This is a genomic window from Mesorhizobium sp. 113-3-3 (genome assembly GCF_016756495.1).
Classification (GTDB): Bacteria; Pseudomonadota; Alphaproteobacteria; order Rhizobiales; family Rhizobiaceae; genus Mesorhizobium.
Genome location: NZ_AP023245.1, coordinates 118,428 through 133,740 on the forward strand (window position 1 = coordinate 118,428; position 15,313 = coordinate 133,740).

11 protein-coding genes and 1 pseudogene are annotated in these 15,313 nt (G+C 58.7%); 10 read left to right on the forward strand and 2 right to left on the reverse strand.

Annotated features, from left to right (window positions below):
- Positions 1-116 precede the first annotated feature (116 nt).
- Positions 117-398, forward strand: a complete 282-nt coding sequence (locus tag JG746_RS37800; RefSeq protein ID WP_342216579.1) for a hypothetical protein — start codon at positions 117-119, stop codon at positions 396-398.
- A 1,246-nt stretch (positions 399-1,644) separates the two neighbouring features.
- On the opposite strand, the pseudogene JG746_RS36270 reads toward JG746_RS37800, so the two are convergent.
- Positions 1,645-5,797 (reverse strand): annotated as a pseudogene (locus JG746_RS36270) (GAF domain-containing protein).
- A 56-nt stretch (positions 5,798-5,853) separates the two neighbouring features.
- On the opposite strand from JG746_RS36270, the gene JG746_RS36275 reads away from it, so the two are divergent.
- The 7 genes from JG746_RS36275 to JG746_RS36305 all read left to right on the forward strand — a co-directional run bounded on the left by JG746_RS36275 (position 5,854) and on the right by JG746_RS36305 (position 12,566).
- Positions 5,854-6,831 (forward strand): SDR family oxidoreductase, encoded by a 978-nt coding sequence (locus JG746_RS36275; RefSeq protein WP_199200812.1) that lies wholly within the window; start codon positions 5,854-5,856, stop codon positions 6,829-6,831.
- Positions 6,832-7,715: 884 nt separating this feature from the next.
- Positions 7,716-9,245, forward strand: coding sequence for an ATPase domain-containing protein (locus JG746_RS36280; protein WP_244731099.1), 1,530 nt, complete (start codon positions 7,716-7,718; stop codon positions 9,243-9,245).
- Complete coding sequence (locus tag JG746_RS36285) at positions 9,242-10,282, forward strand: sensor histidine kinase (protein ID WP_199200835.1); 1,041 nt, start codon at positions 9,242-9,244, stop codon at positions 10,280-10,282. Before JG746_RS36280 ends, JG746_RS36285 begins: the two co-directional genes overlap by 4 nt.
- A gap of 409 nt (positions 10,283-10,691) precedes the next feature.
- The gene (locus JG746_RS37545; RefSeq protein ID WP_244731100.1) at positions 10,692-10,865 is read left to right on the forward strand and encodes a histidine kinase dimerization/phosphoacceptor domain -containing protein; all 174 of its coding nucleotides are present in this window, start codon (positions 10,692-10,694) and stop codon (positions 10,863-10,865) included.
- 111 nt (positions 10,866-10,976) lie between these two features.
- Positions 10,977-11,498 carry a hypothetical protein gene (locus tag JG746_RS36295; RefSeq protein WP_199200813.1) on the forward strand — a complete coding sequence of 174 codons (522 nt, stop codon included), beginning with the start codon at positions 10,977-10,979 and terminating at the stop codon, positions 11,496-11,498.
- Between the two features lie 14 nt (positions 11,499-11,512).
- Positions 11,513-11,926, forward strand: a complete 414-nt coding sequence (locus tag JG746_RS36300) for a phage holin family protein (RefSeq protein WP_199200814.1) — start codon at positions 11,513-11,515, stop codon at positions 11,924-11,926.
- Entirely contained in the window at positions 11,907-12,566 is a 660-nt protein-coding gene (locus JG746_RS36305; RefSeq protein ID WP_199200815.1) for a hypothetical protein, read from the forward strand. The genes JG746_RS36300 and JG746_RS36305 overlap by 20 nt, the downstream gene beginning before the upstream one ends.
- A gap of 9 nt (positions 12,567-12,575) precedes the next feature.
- On the opposite strand, the gene JG746_RS36310 is transcribed toward JG746_RS36305, so the two are convergent.
- A complete protein-coding gene (locus JG746_RS36310) occupies positions 12,576-12,755 on the reverse strand; it encodes a hypothetical protein (RefSeq protein ID WP_199200816.1) in 180 nt (59 codons plus the stop codon).
- Between the two features lie 788 nt (positions 12,756-13,543).
- On the opposite strand from JG746_RS36310, the gene JG746_RS36315 reads away from it, so the two are divergent.
- Both JG746_RS36315 and JG746_RS36320 read left to right on the forward strand, forming a co-directional pair.
- Complete coding sequence (locus tag JG746_RS36315) at positions 13,544-13,705, forward strand: helix-turn-helix domain-containing protein (RefSeq protein WP_199200836.1); 162 nt, start codon at positions 13,544-13,546, stop codon at positions 13,703-13,705.
- A 312-nt stretch (positions 13,706-14,017) separates the two neighbouring features.
- Positions 14,018-15,310 carry an Nramp family divalent metal transporter gene (locus tag JG746_RS36320; RefSeq protein ID WP_199200817.1) on the forward strand — a complete coding sequence of 431 codons (1,293 nt, stop codon included), beginning with the start codon at positions 14,018-14,020 and terminating at the stop codon, positions 15,308-15,310.
- Positions 15,311-15,313 lie beyond the last annotated feature (3 nt).

Here is a 15,313-nt window from a genome sequence, read left to right on the forward strand (position 1 = left end):
TAGCGGAAGTCCTACCGCTACGTCGTAATACATTTATGCCCAGCTCTCCAATCGAGGGCCGGGCATAGGTGCCGTCAGTATCCGCCATTCTCGTCCTGCTGGATAACAACGTGGCGATGACGATGATGCGATCGATCCATCGGGCTGCGGATTACGACCGCGTCGGAGCGATGGTGCCTGCGACCGTGATCGAAGAAAGCGATATCGCCATGACGGCGGTGATGGAGGCGATGGCCTTCGCGATAGATGACCACACGATCATTGTTCCAATGATGGTGTCGGTGATGTCGATGGGTCTGAATTACGATCGCGTCAGCCGAGGCCACGGATGGTACGAGCAGGCACAGTGCCAAAGCACTAAGAATGGCGGTTTTCATTTAAGATCCTCAACGATTTAAGATGGCCCTTCGCCTGCTTAACATCGTGTGATCGCTTTGGTTCCTGGCGATTAAGGAAGGCTTGGTGGGTGTTCTGGATTGGGCGATGTACGAGCATGAGCATCCAGGATTCGTCACCTTGACTCTCTCGACAGCGCACCGGCCGATCAAGAGCGTGACTTCGATCGCGCAGGATTGGCTGGGAATAAGCTTGGCCACTGAGAGACGATTGCGGCCTTTAGAAGAACGATTTCCTGACAACGGTGGGGAAGGACCCGCAGGGGCATCGAGGGGACTGCGTGTCGGGCGATGGCGAAGGGCGTATCATCGAGATCCATTGGTAGACGCAATTTCGGAGGCAAACGGGATGTCCTGTTGCCACCAAAAAGATCTCAGTCATTTATCGGGCCGTTTCCTCGGCGCGCACCAACGCAAGGACCATGCAAAACCCGCTAAAGCCGCCCCAAGGACGACGTCGTAAAAATACGGCCTGCTATGGAACATTAGTCAGTCGGAAATGTTGATTTCGACGCAATGACCAGATCGGCAGGCAAACAGCGTGGCCTGCCTATTAGTTCGGAGGCCGACCGATGCACAGCATCATCTACATCGTAGGGCTAGTCGTCGTTGTCCTTGCAGTGCTGAGCTTTTTGGGCCTGAGGAGATAGGCCGGCAATATCGTTAATGCCGCACCATGGTGGAATGTGATCGCCTTGAGGCTGACCGAGCTGAGGGACGAGGCAGGTTCTCTCTCGCACGTCAAGACTCCAGGTCGGAGCATCTCCCGGCGGTTCCTCATTCGATGCCGGTTTTGGGGCATGAACATACTGGCGTTTAGGTCAGACCGACATGTTTGCCGGACATCAGCACGCTTTGTCGGGCAGCTTCGCTCGGGCCAACGACCTACTTTAGGTGGCGTGGGCCGTTTCTTTAATCACGGAGTATCAAGACATGCGCGACAACAAGAACCATCGCGAAACCGGGGCAACAAAATATCCGGCAAAGACCGGCGCGGACCCTTCGGATGCGTTCTCTCAAGACGCGGCGGGAAACGAGAAGCCCAAGCATGGCGGTGGGCTGACGCGCCCGGTCAATGAGGTGGAAGACAAGACTCATCAATCAGAGGGGCAGCAACCATCCGAGCAAGTACCCAATTCAAGGCATAACCCTCGCCCTCCGGCGTGGCGGTCGCGTCGATCCTGTCCTGGATAAGCTCCTCGCAGAATAGGACCAGTCGCGCAGGCAGGGAGGCCTCGCTGTTGACCTTTCAACGACCGTCGAGAATCGTCCTCACCTTCTCGGCTAGATCTTCGAGGCTGAAAGGCTTCGGGAGAAGCTGCGTTCCCGGATCGAGGATACCGTTGTGGACGATGGCATTCCGCGTGTAGCCCGTGGTGTAGAGAACCTTGAGTTCCGGGTTGTCCTTGCGCAGGATATCAACCAACTGTCGGCCTGACATCTCCGGCATGACGACGTCGGTTAAGAGCAGGGACAATTGCTGTCCAGCTGCGATCATCTTGATCGCTTCGTTCGGCCCCCTGGCTTCGACGACGGTATAACCGAGCTCGCGAAGGGCTTCGGCTGACACTGCGCGCACGCGATCCTCGTCCTCGACCACCATGACGATTTCGCTTGGAAGGCCACCTTCGATCGGCTTTGACCCGAGCTCGGGAGAACGTTGATCAGTGCCGCCATAGTGCCGTGGCGGATAGATCTTGACCGTCGTACCCAAACCCGGCTCAGAGTATATCTTTACGTTTCCGCCAGACTGCCGCACAAAACCGTAAACCTGGCTAAGCCCGAGCCCCGTGCCCTTGCCGACACTCTTGGTCGTGTAGAAGGGATCGAAAGCCTTGGCCAGAACATCCGAGGTCATGCCAGAGCCGGTATCGGTTACGGCAATCAGCACGAATTGTCCGGCCGCAATGGCCGACTCACGAGCGTATCGTTCATCGACATAGGCGTTCGACGTCTCGATGGTCAGCTTGCCGCCGTTGGGCATTGCGTCACGTGCGTTGACCGACAGGTTGAGCAAGGCGCTTTCCAACTGGCTGGGGTCGGCCTTGACCTGCCATAGACCGGCACCGAAAGCCGTCTCCACCTTGATCGTCTCGCCGAGCGTCCGCATCAATAGATCCGTCATCCCGCCGACCAGGCGGTTCGCATTGATCGCCTCCGGCTTGAGCGGTTGCTGTCGCGAGAAGGCCAGGAGCCGCTGGGTAAGGGCGGCGGCGCGGTGAGCGCCATCCATGGCGCCTTCGACAAATCGGCCGACATCTGTCTCACCCTTGGACAGTTTGCGCTGAAGCAAATTGAGCCCACCGATGATGACCGCAAGCATGTTGTTGAAGTCGTGCGCAATGCCCCCCGTCAACTGGCCGACGGCCTCCATCTTTTGAACCTGCCGCAGCTGTTCCTCTGCCTTCGAACGTTCCGCCACTTCGTCGATGACGCGCTGTTCAAGCGTGGAGTTGAGTGTCTGCAGTGCCGCCTCCGCACGCCGCCTTTCAGCCAACTCGCGCTCCCTTGACTGGAACAGGCGGGCATTGTCGATCGCCGTTGCTGCATGGCCGGCGATGCCTAGAAGGGCGCTCTCGTGCTCAGGGCGAAACTTGCCGGTGTCTGCGTGGCCAAAGAACAAACCACCCTTCGCCGGAGTTCGACACGACCGGCACCGCCAGATAGGAGCGAACCGGCAGATGGCCTTCAGGCATGCCCTTGCGCGGCGCATTCTTGCCGTATCGTGGATCCTTGAGAATATCGTCCGATCGAACGACGCCTGTCCCAAGGAAGGTCGGTTCGAACACCGCGGTCGCGCGTGGCATGGGATAATTTTGGAAGGCCGAGCGTGGAGCCCCCGACAGGGCGTAGAGCATGTAGCTGCCGCCCTGATCGTCGAGCACGTTGTAGAAGAAAGCGCCAAACTGCGCTCCGGAAAGTTCGACGCCGGCATCGGTGGTGATTTGCACGATCTTGTCGAGATCGAGTTCGGCAGCCACCGCCGCTCCGGTATCGTTCATGATCTTGAGATGTCGCTCGGCTTTTTTTCGATCCGAAATGTCGATGACCGTGCCGATAAATCGAACGGCCTTGCTGGCTTCGAAAATGGCATGCCCGCTGGCCGCCACCCAACGCTCGATACCGTCCTCCAGGCCAATGGTTCGGTACTCGATGCTAAATCCCTCCAGACTGTCTGGAGCGATTGCCCGTCGCACTGCCTCATCCGCCCGGACGCGGTCGTCTGGGTGAAGGCCGGCGATGAAGGAGCCCTCATACGAGACCTCATCGGTCGACGTAATGCCAAACAATGCACGGCATTGCGCGTCCCACCGCAAACGGTTGGTGACCGGGTCGTAGTCCCAGATTCCGATTGCAGCCGCCTGGGTGGCCAGGCTCAGCCGTTCAGCAGTCTCGGTAGCGCCCTGATCCGACCTGACCCGTTCTATATGCGCCCACGACCGCTCGGTTACCTCGGTGAGAAGTGCAAGCTCGTTTTGCGTCCAGACCCGCGGAACGCTGTCGTGGATTGCCATCAGCGCGCTCAGGCGCCCCTCCTTGACCAGGGGCATGCAGATGGTTGCAGCGATGCCGATGGTCTGAAATGTCGCGGCCTCTTCGGGCGGCAACTCGGCGCGATTGTCGTTGATGATCAACGGCAGGCCCTGATGAAGCCTGTGGACGGCGAGCTGGCCAAAATCCCGGAGGCTGTAATAGCCGACGATGGTCGAAGAGCCTTGTCGGTGCCAGTCTCCCCGAATCGTAAAGTGGTCCTGGTCAGGCTCCATATCAGCATAGGCACAGATTGCGACGCCGAGATGCTCGCCAAGCATCCTGGTCGTGATCTCAAGCACCGCGTCCGCGTCCGCACTGTTCGACGTTTCCTTCCCAAGTCGGTCGAGGAAGCGCAAGCGCCCTTCATTCTGCCTCAACTCTGCTTGCGCGCGCCGCCTTTCGACTGCGGTGCGAGTTCGCTCTGCCATCTCGCGAACGAACTCGATCTCTTCCTCAGACCAGGATCGGGGCCTGTTATGATTAAGGTAGAGTAGGGCCACAACCCCCCCCTTTTCGGTGACGGGCATGTTGATCAGGGATTGAGCGCTGATGGCTTTCAATGCTTCTGGGTTCTGGCTCGTCCGTGGGTCTTTGTCCGCATCTTCAATGACAACAGTGATGCCGCGCTTGAGATCATCGATATACGTGCCGTAATCGCGAAAATGCAGCACCCCGGCCAGGCTACTGATGCCGGGGGCATTCCAGTCGCGTTCGATGGAGATGGTCTCATTCGCCAGATCGATCGTGCCATATCCGGCCCGGCTTACATCCAGCTCCCTGCCAATGATTTCGGCCGCCGCATAGGCCAGTTCGTCGGGGTCTTCGACCAGGCGCACAACGTCGCCAAGTTCGGCGAGGGCAGCGCTCCTCTTCCGCGCGCGAAATGTTTCGGTGACGTCAAACCCTTCGCAGAATATTCCTGTAATTATGTTCCCGCCATCATAGAGCGGGGCGTAGATAAACGTCAGATAACGCGTTTCCTCCGGACTATGCGCCGAGCGGCGAAATCGCACAGGAACGCTCTGCGCCTCAAAAGTCGTGCCGCTTTTGAAGACGTCGTCCAGCCGCTCAAAAAAACCTTGTCCCTCCAGGCTGGGAACGGCATCCCGGATGGGCCTGGAGACCCAATCGCCGCTGTTGAAAACCTGGCGATGGGCGTCATTCACGAATTCAACGACATGGTCGCGACCGCGCATGATAATGATGAAGCCTGGTGCCTGTTCGAACAGATGGATTTGACGTTCAGCAGCGAGCCGTTCGCGCTTTTCGGCCAGGAATCGATCGGTGGTTTCCGTGCAGACCCCAAACAGGCCGCCGGTCGTCCCAGTCTCCGGCTGCGTGACCGGGTTGTAGGAGAAGGCGAAATGGGTCTCTTCCGGCGCGCCGTGCTTGTCGATCCGGATCTCAATGTCGTCCATATGGACTGACTGGCCCTGGTAAACGAGATCAAACATCGGTCCTATCGTCTCCCATGCCTCTGCCCAGACCTGTTGGCTGGGCAAGCCGAGAGCGAACGGGTGCTTGCGGCCAAGGATAGGAATGAAGGCATCGTTGTAGAGCCAGATGCGATCCTCACCCCACACGACGAACATAGGCTGTGCGGAGCCGAGAATAAGATCAATGAGTGTCTTGAGCGCCGTCGGCCACGACGACACCGGTCCGATAGATGTGGCGCTCCAGCCAAACGAGCCGATACGCGCAGCCATTTCGCCGGCGCTGCCAAACGCGGCGCTCGCCCTGTCCTTGCTGGATGGTTCCAAGATATCCCCCGAAATGTCGAACCCGACAAAACGGTGCAAGCCGGTTTTGGTTGCACGGCGACGCGTCATGGCAGAGGCGTCGCATTCAAGCGGAACCGTTATCGACATCGCTGTTCAACTTTTTCCTTGAACGCACGTTGTGTCCTGAAACTGAGGAGACAACAATGCCGATTTTAACCAAGACCGACACGTCCAAAACGACGCGAAAGCAAAACCGCATACAACGCAAAGTCGACGCGGACGATCAGGCCAAGCCAAAAACGAAACCAGTTGGCGCTATGCAGGCCGGCGCGCGAAAGTACCCGGCACCGCCTTTTCCCAAGCAGCACCATCCAAAACCTGGCCATGAGGCAGAAATCAAGCCGGCCCCGCTATACGACGCGCCATTCTGGCGTGGCTCGGGCAAACTAGAAGGCAGGGTCGCGCTGGTAACTGGCGGGGATTCCGGCATCGGGCGTGCCGTTGCCGTCCTTTACGCTCGCGAAGGCGCCGATGTCGCAATCGTCTATCTTTCCGAGGATGGCGACGCGCAAGTGACGAAGCGGGCGGTGGAAGGCGAGGGGCGTAGATGCATCGCGCTCCGCGGTGATGTCGCCGACCGCTCCTTTTGCCGCAAAGCAGTAGCCAGCACGGTCAAGCAATTGGGAAGCTTGGATGTGCTCGTCAACAACGCAGCGTTCCAGGTGCATTCAAGCGACTTCGCCGACCTGAGCGAGGAGCATTTCGACACCACGCTGAAGACAAACCTGTACGGCTATTTCCATATGGCACAGGAAGCGGTGGCGTACATGAAGCCGGGCTCCGCGATCGTCAACACCGGATCGATAACCGGGATCGACGGATCAAAGGAGTTGGTGGATTACTCGATGACCAAGGGCGGGATTCACGCTTTCACACGGGCGCTATCAGGCAATCTGATCGACAAGGGAATCCGCGTGAACGCCGTCGCGCCGGGCCCGGTCTGGACACCGCTCAATCCATCTGAAAAGCAAGCGGGCGATGTTTCAAAGTTCGGCGCAAAAACGCCGATGAAACGACCCGCGCAACCGGAGGAGATTGCTCCTGCCTATGTCTTCCTGGCGTCACCGCAATGCTCCAGCTACATCACCGGAGAGATTCTGCCTGTGATAGGCGGCTATTGATGAATCGCGTTGCCACGAACGGTTTGAATGCACTGCAAGTTGAGCGACCCTTCATTGATTACCGATCTCGCCGATACAGGGCGCTGGAGAATGCATAGGTATATGCGATGTTCATGGCGCCAATGATGCCGCTGTTGGAACTCCAAGCGCAATCCAAGGCCGATGACGAAACTGTACTCAGCGCGCTGGTTTTTGCCTGGCTAAGGGCTTGCAGAAAGCCATAAATTGAATGAACGCGCCCAAAGCCGGAAACAGCGCCAAGCGAAGCGGGTCAATGCCGCAGCGGGTGCGAAGATCGGTGTCACTGAAATGCAGGCCTCGACGCATGGGTGCACCCCCTGGGATGCGCGTCGACGGCATCGGTCCGACAAGCGTGACAAACCCCGGCAAATCAGCCTGCCCACTCCGAGGCTCAGGGCGGCTGGCGCCCAGATATAACCAGTCAGATGGCGCGCATGAAGATGCGCTGCGTCGACGTTCTGGTCAGTTTGGTTCCCGATGACCACGATCTTCGGCAACTGATCGCTCGGCGCTAGCCGTTGAAGCCAAGCCACGTCGTTGTCACGGTGGTTGTTCAGCGGAACACATTATCGAGGAAACTGGCGCCTCTCGACGCCTCTCTGGAATTGGCAAGCTGGCCGAACCAGCTTCATGGACCTTGTCGACGATCCGATAGTAGACCATCGCTTCCACCCGAGGGAGCAGAGACGCGAGAAAAGAAACGCTCATGGTGGCACTGACTGGCCGATGAAAAAGGAATGGAAGATTGCCGGTTAGGTGTTCGTCACTGCGCAGCAGCTGGGCGGCCGGCCGCTCAAGCGTCATTGCGTGACAGCCCCGCGGGGGATGACCGTCACCTCTTTTTAAAGAGGGAACCATTGAAAATGCTGTCCGTTAAGGGGGCACGACAGGCATGCGGGGACAACGTGGATCAAGACGACGCTTCACCAATATCATCCGGCGTGCAAGGCCTCGACTATGTGCTGCGAGGCGGCTACGCAAAATTCCGTTCACATCTTGTAGAGGGCAGGCCTGGTTCAGGAAAGACGACACTTGGTCTGCAGTTTCTGATCAAAGGCGCGGCGGATGGCGAGAAGTGCCTCTACATAACGCTATCCGAAAGCAAGCGCGAATTGCACTCGGTCGCAAAACGGCATGGGTTTTCTCTTGACGGGATCGAAATCCTCGAGCTGGTCCCACCGGAACTGAGCCTCGATCCATCGCAGTTACAGACTCTGGTTCATTCGTCCGATCTTGAGCTCGGTGAGACCGTGCAGTCCGCGCTCGCCGAGATCGAGCGCATAAAGCCGGATCGCGTGGTGTTCGATTCTCTGTCGGAAATTCGCCTCTTGTCGCAAGGCTCGTTACGCTATCGCCGGCAGGTTCTTGCTTTGAAAAGCTTTTTCCTTCTCAACAATGCGACGGTGCTTCTGCTTGACGATCTCACGGCTGAACATGACGATCTCAACCTGCACTCCATCAGTCATGGCGTTATCCGGATGGAACAGCTTTCGCCGATTTACGGCGGAGAGCGGCGGCGGCTGCGCATCATCAAAATGCGCGGCGTACAAATTCGCGGCGGCTTCCACGATTTCGTCATTCGACCGGGCGGCGTGATGGTATTTCCGCGCTTGGTTGCCTCCGAACATGAGATGGCCGAGCATGGATCGCCTGCTACCGGCAACGGTTCTATAGACACGCTCGTGGGTGGCGGGCTGGACCGCGGCACCAGCACCCTCCTGATGGGCCCTTCAGGTGTCGGCAAGTCGACCATCGCGTGCAGCTATTGTCATGCCGCTCTCAAGCGCGGCGAACATGTGCTGGTGCTGTTGTTCGATGAAACCAAGCGGATATTCCTGGCGCGCGCATCGGGCCTCGGCATGGATCTGGGGCCATTCGCCGAAAAAGGAAGCTTGCTGCTGGAACAGATCGATCCGGCGGAATTGTCGCCGGGTGAATTGTCCTCGCGCATTCAGTCTGCTGTGGACCGCTCGAATGCAAGGATCGTCGTTATCGACAGCCTGACCGGATACCTCAACGCTATGTCGGAGGAGCAGCATCTTGTGCTTCAGATGCACGAGATCCTGACATATCTTAATCAAAAGGGCGTCGTGACGATCCTGTTGTTGGCCAATCATGGGCTGATCGGGCAAATGTCCGCCCCCGTCGACATGACCTATCTCTGCGATTCCATAATGCTCCTGCGCTTTTTTGAAAGCGGCGGCCGTCTGAGACGGGCTATTTCCGTGGTCAAGAAGCGCGTCGGACCGCATGAGGACACCATTCGCGAATTCAAGATAAGCGCAACCGGCCTGTCCGTCGGTGAACCATTGGAGGAGTTCCGGGGGATACTGACTGGCGTGCCCACCTACGAGGGAAAGCGCGGCAACCTGTTGCAAGATAAGGCATCATAATGCCCTCGGAAAGCAGTGTGCTCGTATTGGCACCAGTCGGCCGCGACGCGAAGGTCGCGTCGGCAATCCTTACGGGACACGGTATCAAGTCTCAAATCTGCGCGACGCTGGACGAGGCAGTTCCGCTCTTGGACCAGGCCCAGTGCTTTTTGGTTGCCGAAGAGGCCTTGATCAGTTCTGATCGAAATCAGCTTGCATCCTGGCTCAATCATCAACCGGCGTGGTCCGATTTTCCGATCGTGTTGCTGACGATGCGGGGAACGGAGATGGACAAACGCCTCGCCTTTCTGGACCGCTATCTGATCGTTCTCGAGAGGCCCTTCCTGGCGTCGAGCCTGGCAAATTCGGTGCGCTCGGCTCTGCGTGCCCGCGCCCGTCAGCTTGAGGTCAAATCATATATTGAACAGAAGCAAGAGGTCGCGGACCGGCAGAAACTGCTGATCAGGGAGCTCCATCATCGCGTCAAAAACACGTTGGCAAATGTCCGGGCGATGATGGGGGCAACCGCCAGATCGAGTGGCAGCGTGGATGATTTCGTGCGCGATTTCTCCGCCAGGATCGTCTCTCTCGCCGACACGCATTCGATTCTGACCGATGACTATTGGCAGATGGCTTCGTTGCACAAGCTCCTGGAGTCGGAACTGCGCCACTACGATACGACCAACAAGTCCCGTGTAGCCCTCGAAGGGCCAAGCGTTGCACTGGTCGCCGATATCGCGATCCCGATCGGGATGGCCTTTCATGAACTCGCGTCCAACTCATCGAAATATGGCGCGTTGTCCCGCCCCACCGGGCGTCTCGACGTCCGGTGGTCGGTGAGCAATTCGCAAGACGAGCGAATGCTCAATCTGGATTGGCTTGAAAAGGGCGGGCCTAAGGTCGAGCAACCAAGGCGGCGCGGTTTTGGTACGACTCTGCTGGAGAAAGTAGTCGCGGTGCAGTGCCAGGCCGAGGTTGAGTTAACCTATCATCCTGACGGCCTTCGGTTTGCAATGACCTTGCCGCTACGCGACACCAGGCTGGTCCCGGCCTATTGACCTCTGCAGGTGGAGCCCTGCTTCGGTGCTGGCCTATCAGCCCATCGCTGATACTGATGCCTTAGGCGTAAAACGACATCGGATCCAGGGAGGCCAGAGGCGATCGAGAAGCTGCTCGATACGCCCGAACTCGCCACCGCGCTGGAGAGCAAACAATTCAAGACATTCTCGATCAGTGCCTATTGCGATCGCCGTTTCAGACCTCATCGAGACGGAGCGCGTCGTATATGACAACCCTGAGTTCGAAAAGCTATAAGGCCTGAAGTCTTGAAGTCTCGCAGCGCAGAAGGACAAGGCGCTGGCCGAGTGCGTTGTCAATGAAACTGATCTCGTGGGGATCCGCAGCGCGGCGTCGGTGGACCGGCAGTCGTTGACGTCCACCACGGTGAAGAGGCGCCCTCAGGAAAGCGTGCGCGAGAAGGATACCTTGCTGCGGGAGCTGCGACATCGGGTAAAGAACAATCTCCAGATGATGACCGCGCTCATCCGGCTGGAGAGGGCCGTCAGCTGGCGTTCGCGGAAGCGTTGCGATGTAAGCCTACCGCACGCCGAAGGGACAAGAAGGCGGACGACCGCCGGGTGATCGCGTCCAGCCGTAGCGGTGATCCGGTCAGCGGCGGATCCTTTATTCCTCTGGGGCAGGAACCGCTTGATGATAGCGAAGTTCAATTCCCAGGAACAGGAGTGAAACATCATGGACACGCCAACTACCGACGACTTTACGGGACCGGGTACCAACGAGAACGGCTGGCGGGGCAACGAGGGTGCGGAACGTGCCGCGACGAGCAAAGAAGCTTTGGGAAAGCTCAAGACAAGTGCGGCGGAGACCGCGTCGCATCTGAAGAATGCCGCCGCCTCCGTCTCGGGCGAAGCCAAGGATTATGCCGGGTCTGTTGCCGCTGAGGCCGCGGGCGCCTTCAAGGAGGCAGTCGAGGCAAATAAGACGGCCGGCGCCGATGCTATCGCGAATATCGCCCACTCCGTCAAGGACGCGGCGGACGGCATCGAAAAGCAGGCGCCCCAGGTCGCAAGCATGGTGCGCAGTGCTGCCGAAGGTGTCGAGCGCATCTCAACCGATATCAGGGACCGCAACGTCGGCGAGTTGCTCGATTCCGTCACGAAATTCGCGCAGCGTCAGCCAGCCGCGTTTTTCGGCGTCGGTATCCTCGCCGGCGTTGTCCTCACGCGGATGATGCGAAACTCCGATCGGTCCTAAGAAGGATCATTCGCATGGATGATGGAATGGATCACCGGCCCTTCGGGAGCGTGCTCGGCCAAGCGCTAAGCCAATTCGGCTCGTTGATGCGCCTCGATCTGCGTCTGCTCGAGGCGGAAATGCGAGCCAAGTCCACGGCGCTCGCGTCCTCGGGCGCCTGTGGGATGGCCGCCGCCATGTTTTTTGCGCTGGCGGGGTTCGCTCTGGTTCAGTGTCTCATCCTTGCAATGATCTTTTTAGGAATTGGCCCAATGCTCGCCTGTCTGGTTGTCGCGCTCCTTTTGATAGGGGCAGGCTCGATGTCCCTTTATCTTGCCAAGCGGGCGCTGACCGGCTGGACCATCACGCCCGTCGAGACGGTCAATCAGGTTCGGACCGACCTCGCGGCCTTGAAGCAGGGAATACGCTATGGTTCAACCCAGCAATGAAATCAGCGATATACTGGTGCAGAGCCGAGCCGAACGGCAAGCTCTGTTAGGCCCGCTGAGCGAGGTGAGCCGCCGGCTGCAACCCAGACATTTGGCGGACGTTTCCTCCCAATACGCCAGACAGAAAGTCGCCGCGGTGGTCGGGGGGATTTCGGATGCCGTCAAGGAGAATGGCGGAATAGCGGCCGCCGTGGCAGTGGGAGCAGTCGCTGTTTTTGATGCAGGACGAAGGAGTGCTGACGGCAATGCCCCTAACGGGCGCGTCGATGCAACGCAGGCGACATTGACGACCGGCGGAGATGCCCCTTCAGGGCTAAAAGGTTATAAGGCTAGCCCGCGTCGCGCCGTTACAAACCTTGATCGAGCCAAGATGATCGCCGGCTCGGCGGCAGGAGTGTTGGTTGGCTATGCCATTGGTCAAGCCTTTCAGCCAACGGCCAAAGAGCGCGCACTGTTCGGCGAGGCTGCCATCGAGGCTCAGGAGATCGCGGCTAAATTCGTCAGCGAGCACAAGCGCGGGGCAAAGATTGCAGCTGCCGAGGCCTTCGGCTTCGCGCGATACAGCGCCGCCTTCGTGGCGGTCCTGGCTGCGGCCGGCGACTTCGTCAGCAACGAAGAGATACCCCCTTCCGAAAAGTAATCGTCAGGGTCAGGCACACTCGTTGCGTTCCGCAACCTCGACGCCGAGCCGGAACGCCTGGCCGTCCGCGTAGGAGCGGGCGTAACTTTCAGCCTCGAATGCTAATGTCAGCGCGTTGCCGTACGCCGTTACGCGGACCGTCCATTTTTTCTCGCGAATGATTTCGACGGCATGGTCGGGCGATCCCATTATGTCCTCCACGATCACCAGGGAAGGACACGAAGATAGCGTCGCAAAATTCGTTTGAACGCAAACAATCCGACCCGGCCGTGTCGCTGTGGCTGAAACCGCGCCTTAGGGTATTGAGCGCCGAGTGAGCTGCCTCCGGTATTGCCAGACCCAGCAATTGCGCGGGAGGTCAGTGCGAAGTCACTGTTTTCCGTGACGACCTAATGAAAGACTGCGCGCTCAAGCACTGCCTTACAGCGGCGGAGCCATTATTGCTAGTCTTTGTAGGATTTCGCACCTTCCTCAATCTTGCGCCAATCGTTTCCGTGCCGGCGTACCAGTGCTCGCGCTTAGGCCGGCGAAATGTCGTGCATCTCGACGATGTGTTTGACCTCGGCATCTTCCCCCTTCAACGGTCGACTGCGTATCTTTTGCGGCGATCGCCTCGACCATCCTTTGTCCGCCATTGGTGCCTCGGCCGGGCGGCCTCCAGTTTCAGGTAGTGGCTGGCCTGTGGCGGCCGCTGCCGGCAAAGGGCCGGCGACAATGAACGTGACCCCGGCGGCTGCAGGCTTTGCGGACCGCTACAATTCTTTCCGCGCGAGGGATGCGACGCCGCGGACAATCTGGCGTCAGGGAGATGTTGCCGGTGATTCGAGCGGGATGATGGAACAGGCGCACGCGATCTACCGTGGACGACCGTCGAACGTTGAACCTGAGAGCACGCGACACTCGATCGCGGCGTGGAACCTTTTGGCCCTATCGAATGTTCATCGTGCAGGACGGGGTCAAAAGAAACCGACCCAGTTGTGGACGCCAGCCGGCAAGAGTTTTCCCCGGCGTATTGCCGGGCAGCTCGCGCACTATTGGACTGGTCCCAGGCCCGTTTGGCTGCGAAGTCAAACCTAAGCGAATCCACGATACGCGACTTTGAGAGCGCCGGAAAAGCTAGGGCGAACCCTTCGAATTAATCTTGACAGGAATTGCCACACGCTGCCCGCTAGAATTGTCATTCGTCCGATGGTGCAAGGCGATGGATAAGGGCCAATCCATCGAGGCTCCGGCCGGCGCTTTTGAGCGTGTTCTTGGGTCTGGCTACCCACAGCCGGTAGACTGGCAACTCGAGACCGAAGTTGCAGTTCGACCTGTGCAGATGGGTAACTGTTCCCGGCCCACCAAGGGCACAGTGCACCGACATCTGCAACTTTTGCTAATGCAGCGAGATTTTATTGCGCCTACGGACCTTTGCTCAAGGTAGCACGTTAAAGGCAAGGCGACAGCCCATGAACAAGGTCAAGAACAGCCCGGTCATCGGACCGTCGAAACCACGCCTCCTTGGAGTGCTCGGGCCGGGGCTCGTCACCGGCGCGTCCGACGATGATCCGAGTGGAATCGCAACATACTCTCAAGCGGGAGCCCAATTCGGTTTTGGGCTGACTTGGACTATGCTGTTCAGCTACCCGCTTATGGCGGTGGTCCAGGAGATCAGTGCCAGGATCGGGCGCACGACCGGACGCGGCATCGCCGGTAACATGCGCAAATACTATCCGAACTGGCTGCTTCAGTCGGTAGTCCTCCTTCTGCTCGTAGCCAACACCATCAACATCGGCGCCGATCTTGGTGCCATGGGCGACGCGCTGAAGTTGATTGTCGGAGGACCGGCCCTGGCTTATGCGGTGGCCTTCGGTGCCATCTCGGTGATCCTTCAAATCTTCCTGAAATATACGCGGTACGTCTCCATTTTGAAGTGGCTTACCCTGTCCCTGTTCGCCTACTTCGCCACTGTCCTGGTTGTGTCCGTTCCTTGGGCCGATGTCGCCCGGGGAATGCTAATTCCCAAATTCACTGCAGACGCCGATTTCTGGACATCGGTGGTGGCGATACTCGGCACGACCATCAGCCCATACCTGTTCTTCTGGCAGGCGTCGCAGGAGGTCGAAGACGAGAAAGCCAAGCCAGAGCGCCAGCCACTGAAGGACGCCCCGGAGCAAACGAAAAACGCGGTCGAACGCATCCGCCTGGATACCTATGTCGGCATGGCCTTTTCGAACATCGTGGCGCTTGCCATCATGATTACCGCCGGCGCGACCTTACATGCTCATGGTGTGACGGACATCCAGTCCACGAGTCAGGCGGCGGAGGCCCTTAAACCCGTCGGCGGCAACTTTGCCTTCGCAATCTTCGCCGTCGGCGTCATCGGCACAGGGCTTCTGGCAATACCCGTGCTCGCGGGCTCGGCCGGTTACGCCTTGGGAGAGGCGCGAAAGTGGCCGGTTGGTCTCGACCGCAGGCCGCTCGAAGCCAAGGCCTTTTATGCCACGATCGCTGCCGCTACCGTCGTGGGGGTTGGCCTCAATTTCACGCCTATCAACCCAATCAAAGCCCTGTACTGGAGCGCCGTGGTCAACGGCGTGGTTGCCGTCCCCGTTATGGCCGTGATGATGGCCATGACCGCGAGGCCTGACATTATGGGAAAGGCTACCGTTCCTCTGGGGCTGCGCGGGGTGGGTTGGGTCGCAACAGTCGTGATGGCTGCAGCGGCCGTTGTTATGATTGGACAACTCATCCGAGGTTGAGAA

Bases quoted from the DNA above. Each gene is read 5' to 3' on its own strand.
- JG746_RS36300 (WP_199200814.1), top strand. From the start codon at position 11,513: ATGGATGATGGAATGGATCACCGGCCCTTCGGGAGCGTGCTCGGCCAA.
- JG746_RS36295 (WP_199200813.1), top strand. From the start codon at position 10,977: ATGGACACGCCAACTACCGACGACTTTACGGGACCGGGTACCAACGAG.
- JG746_RS36280 (WP_244731099.1), top strand. From the start codon at position 7,716: ATGCTGTCCGTTAAGGGGGCACGACAGGCATGCGGGGACAACGTGGAT.
- JG746_RS36320 (WP_199200817.1), top strand. From the start codon at position 14,018: ATGAACAAGGTCAAGAACAGCCCGGTCATCGGACCGTCGAAACCACGC.
- JG746_RS36275 (WP_199200812.1), top strand. From the start codon at position 5,854: ATGCCGATTTTAACCAAGACCGACACGTCCAAAACGACGCGAAAGCAA.
- JG746_RS37800 (WP_342216579.1), top strand. From the start codon at position 117: ATGACGATGATGCGATCGATCCATCGGGCTGCGGATTACGACCGCGTC.
- JG746_RS36310 (WP_199200816.1), bottom strand. From the start codon at position 12,755: ATGGGATCGCCCGACCATGCCGTCGAAATCATTCGCGAGAAAAAATGG.
- JG746_RS36305 (WP_199200815.1), top strand. From the start codon at position 11,907: ATGGTTCAACCCAGCAATGAAATCAGCGATATACTGGTGCAGAGCCGA.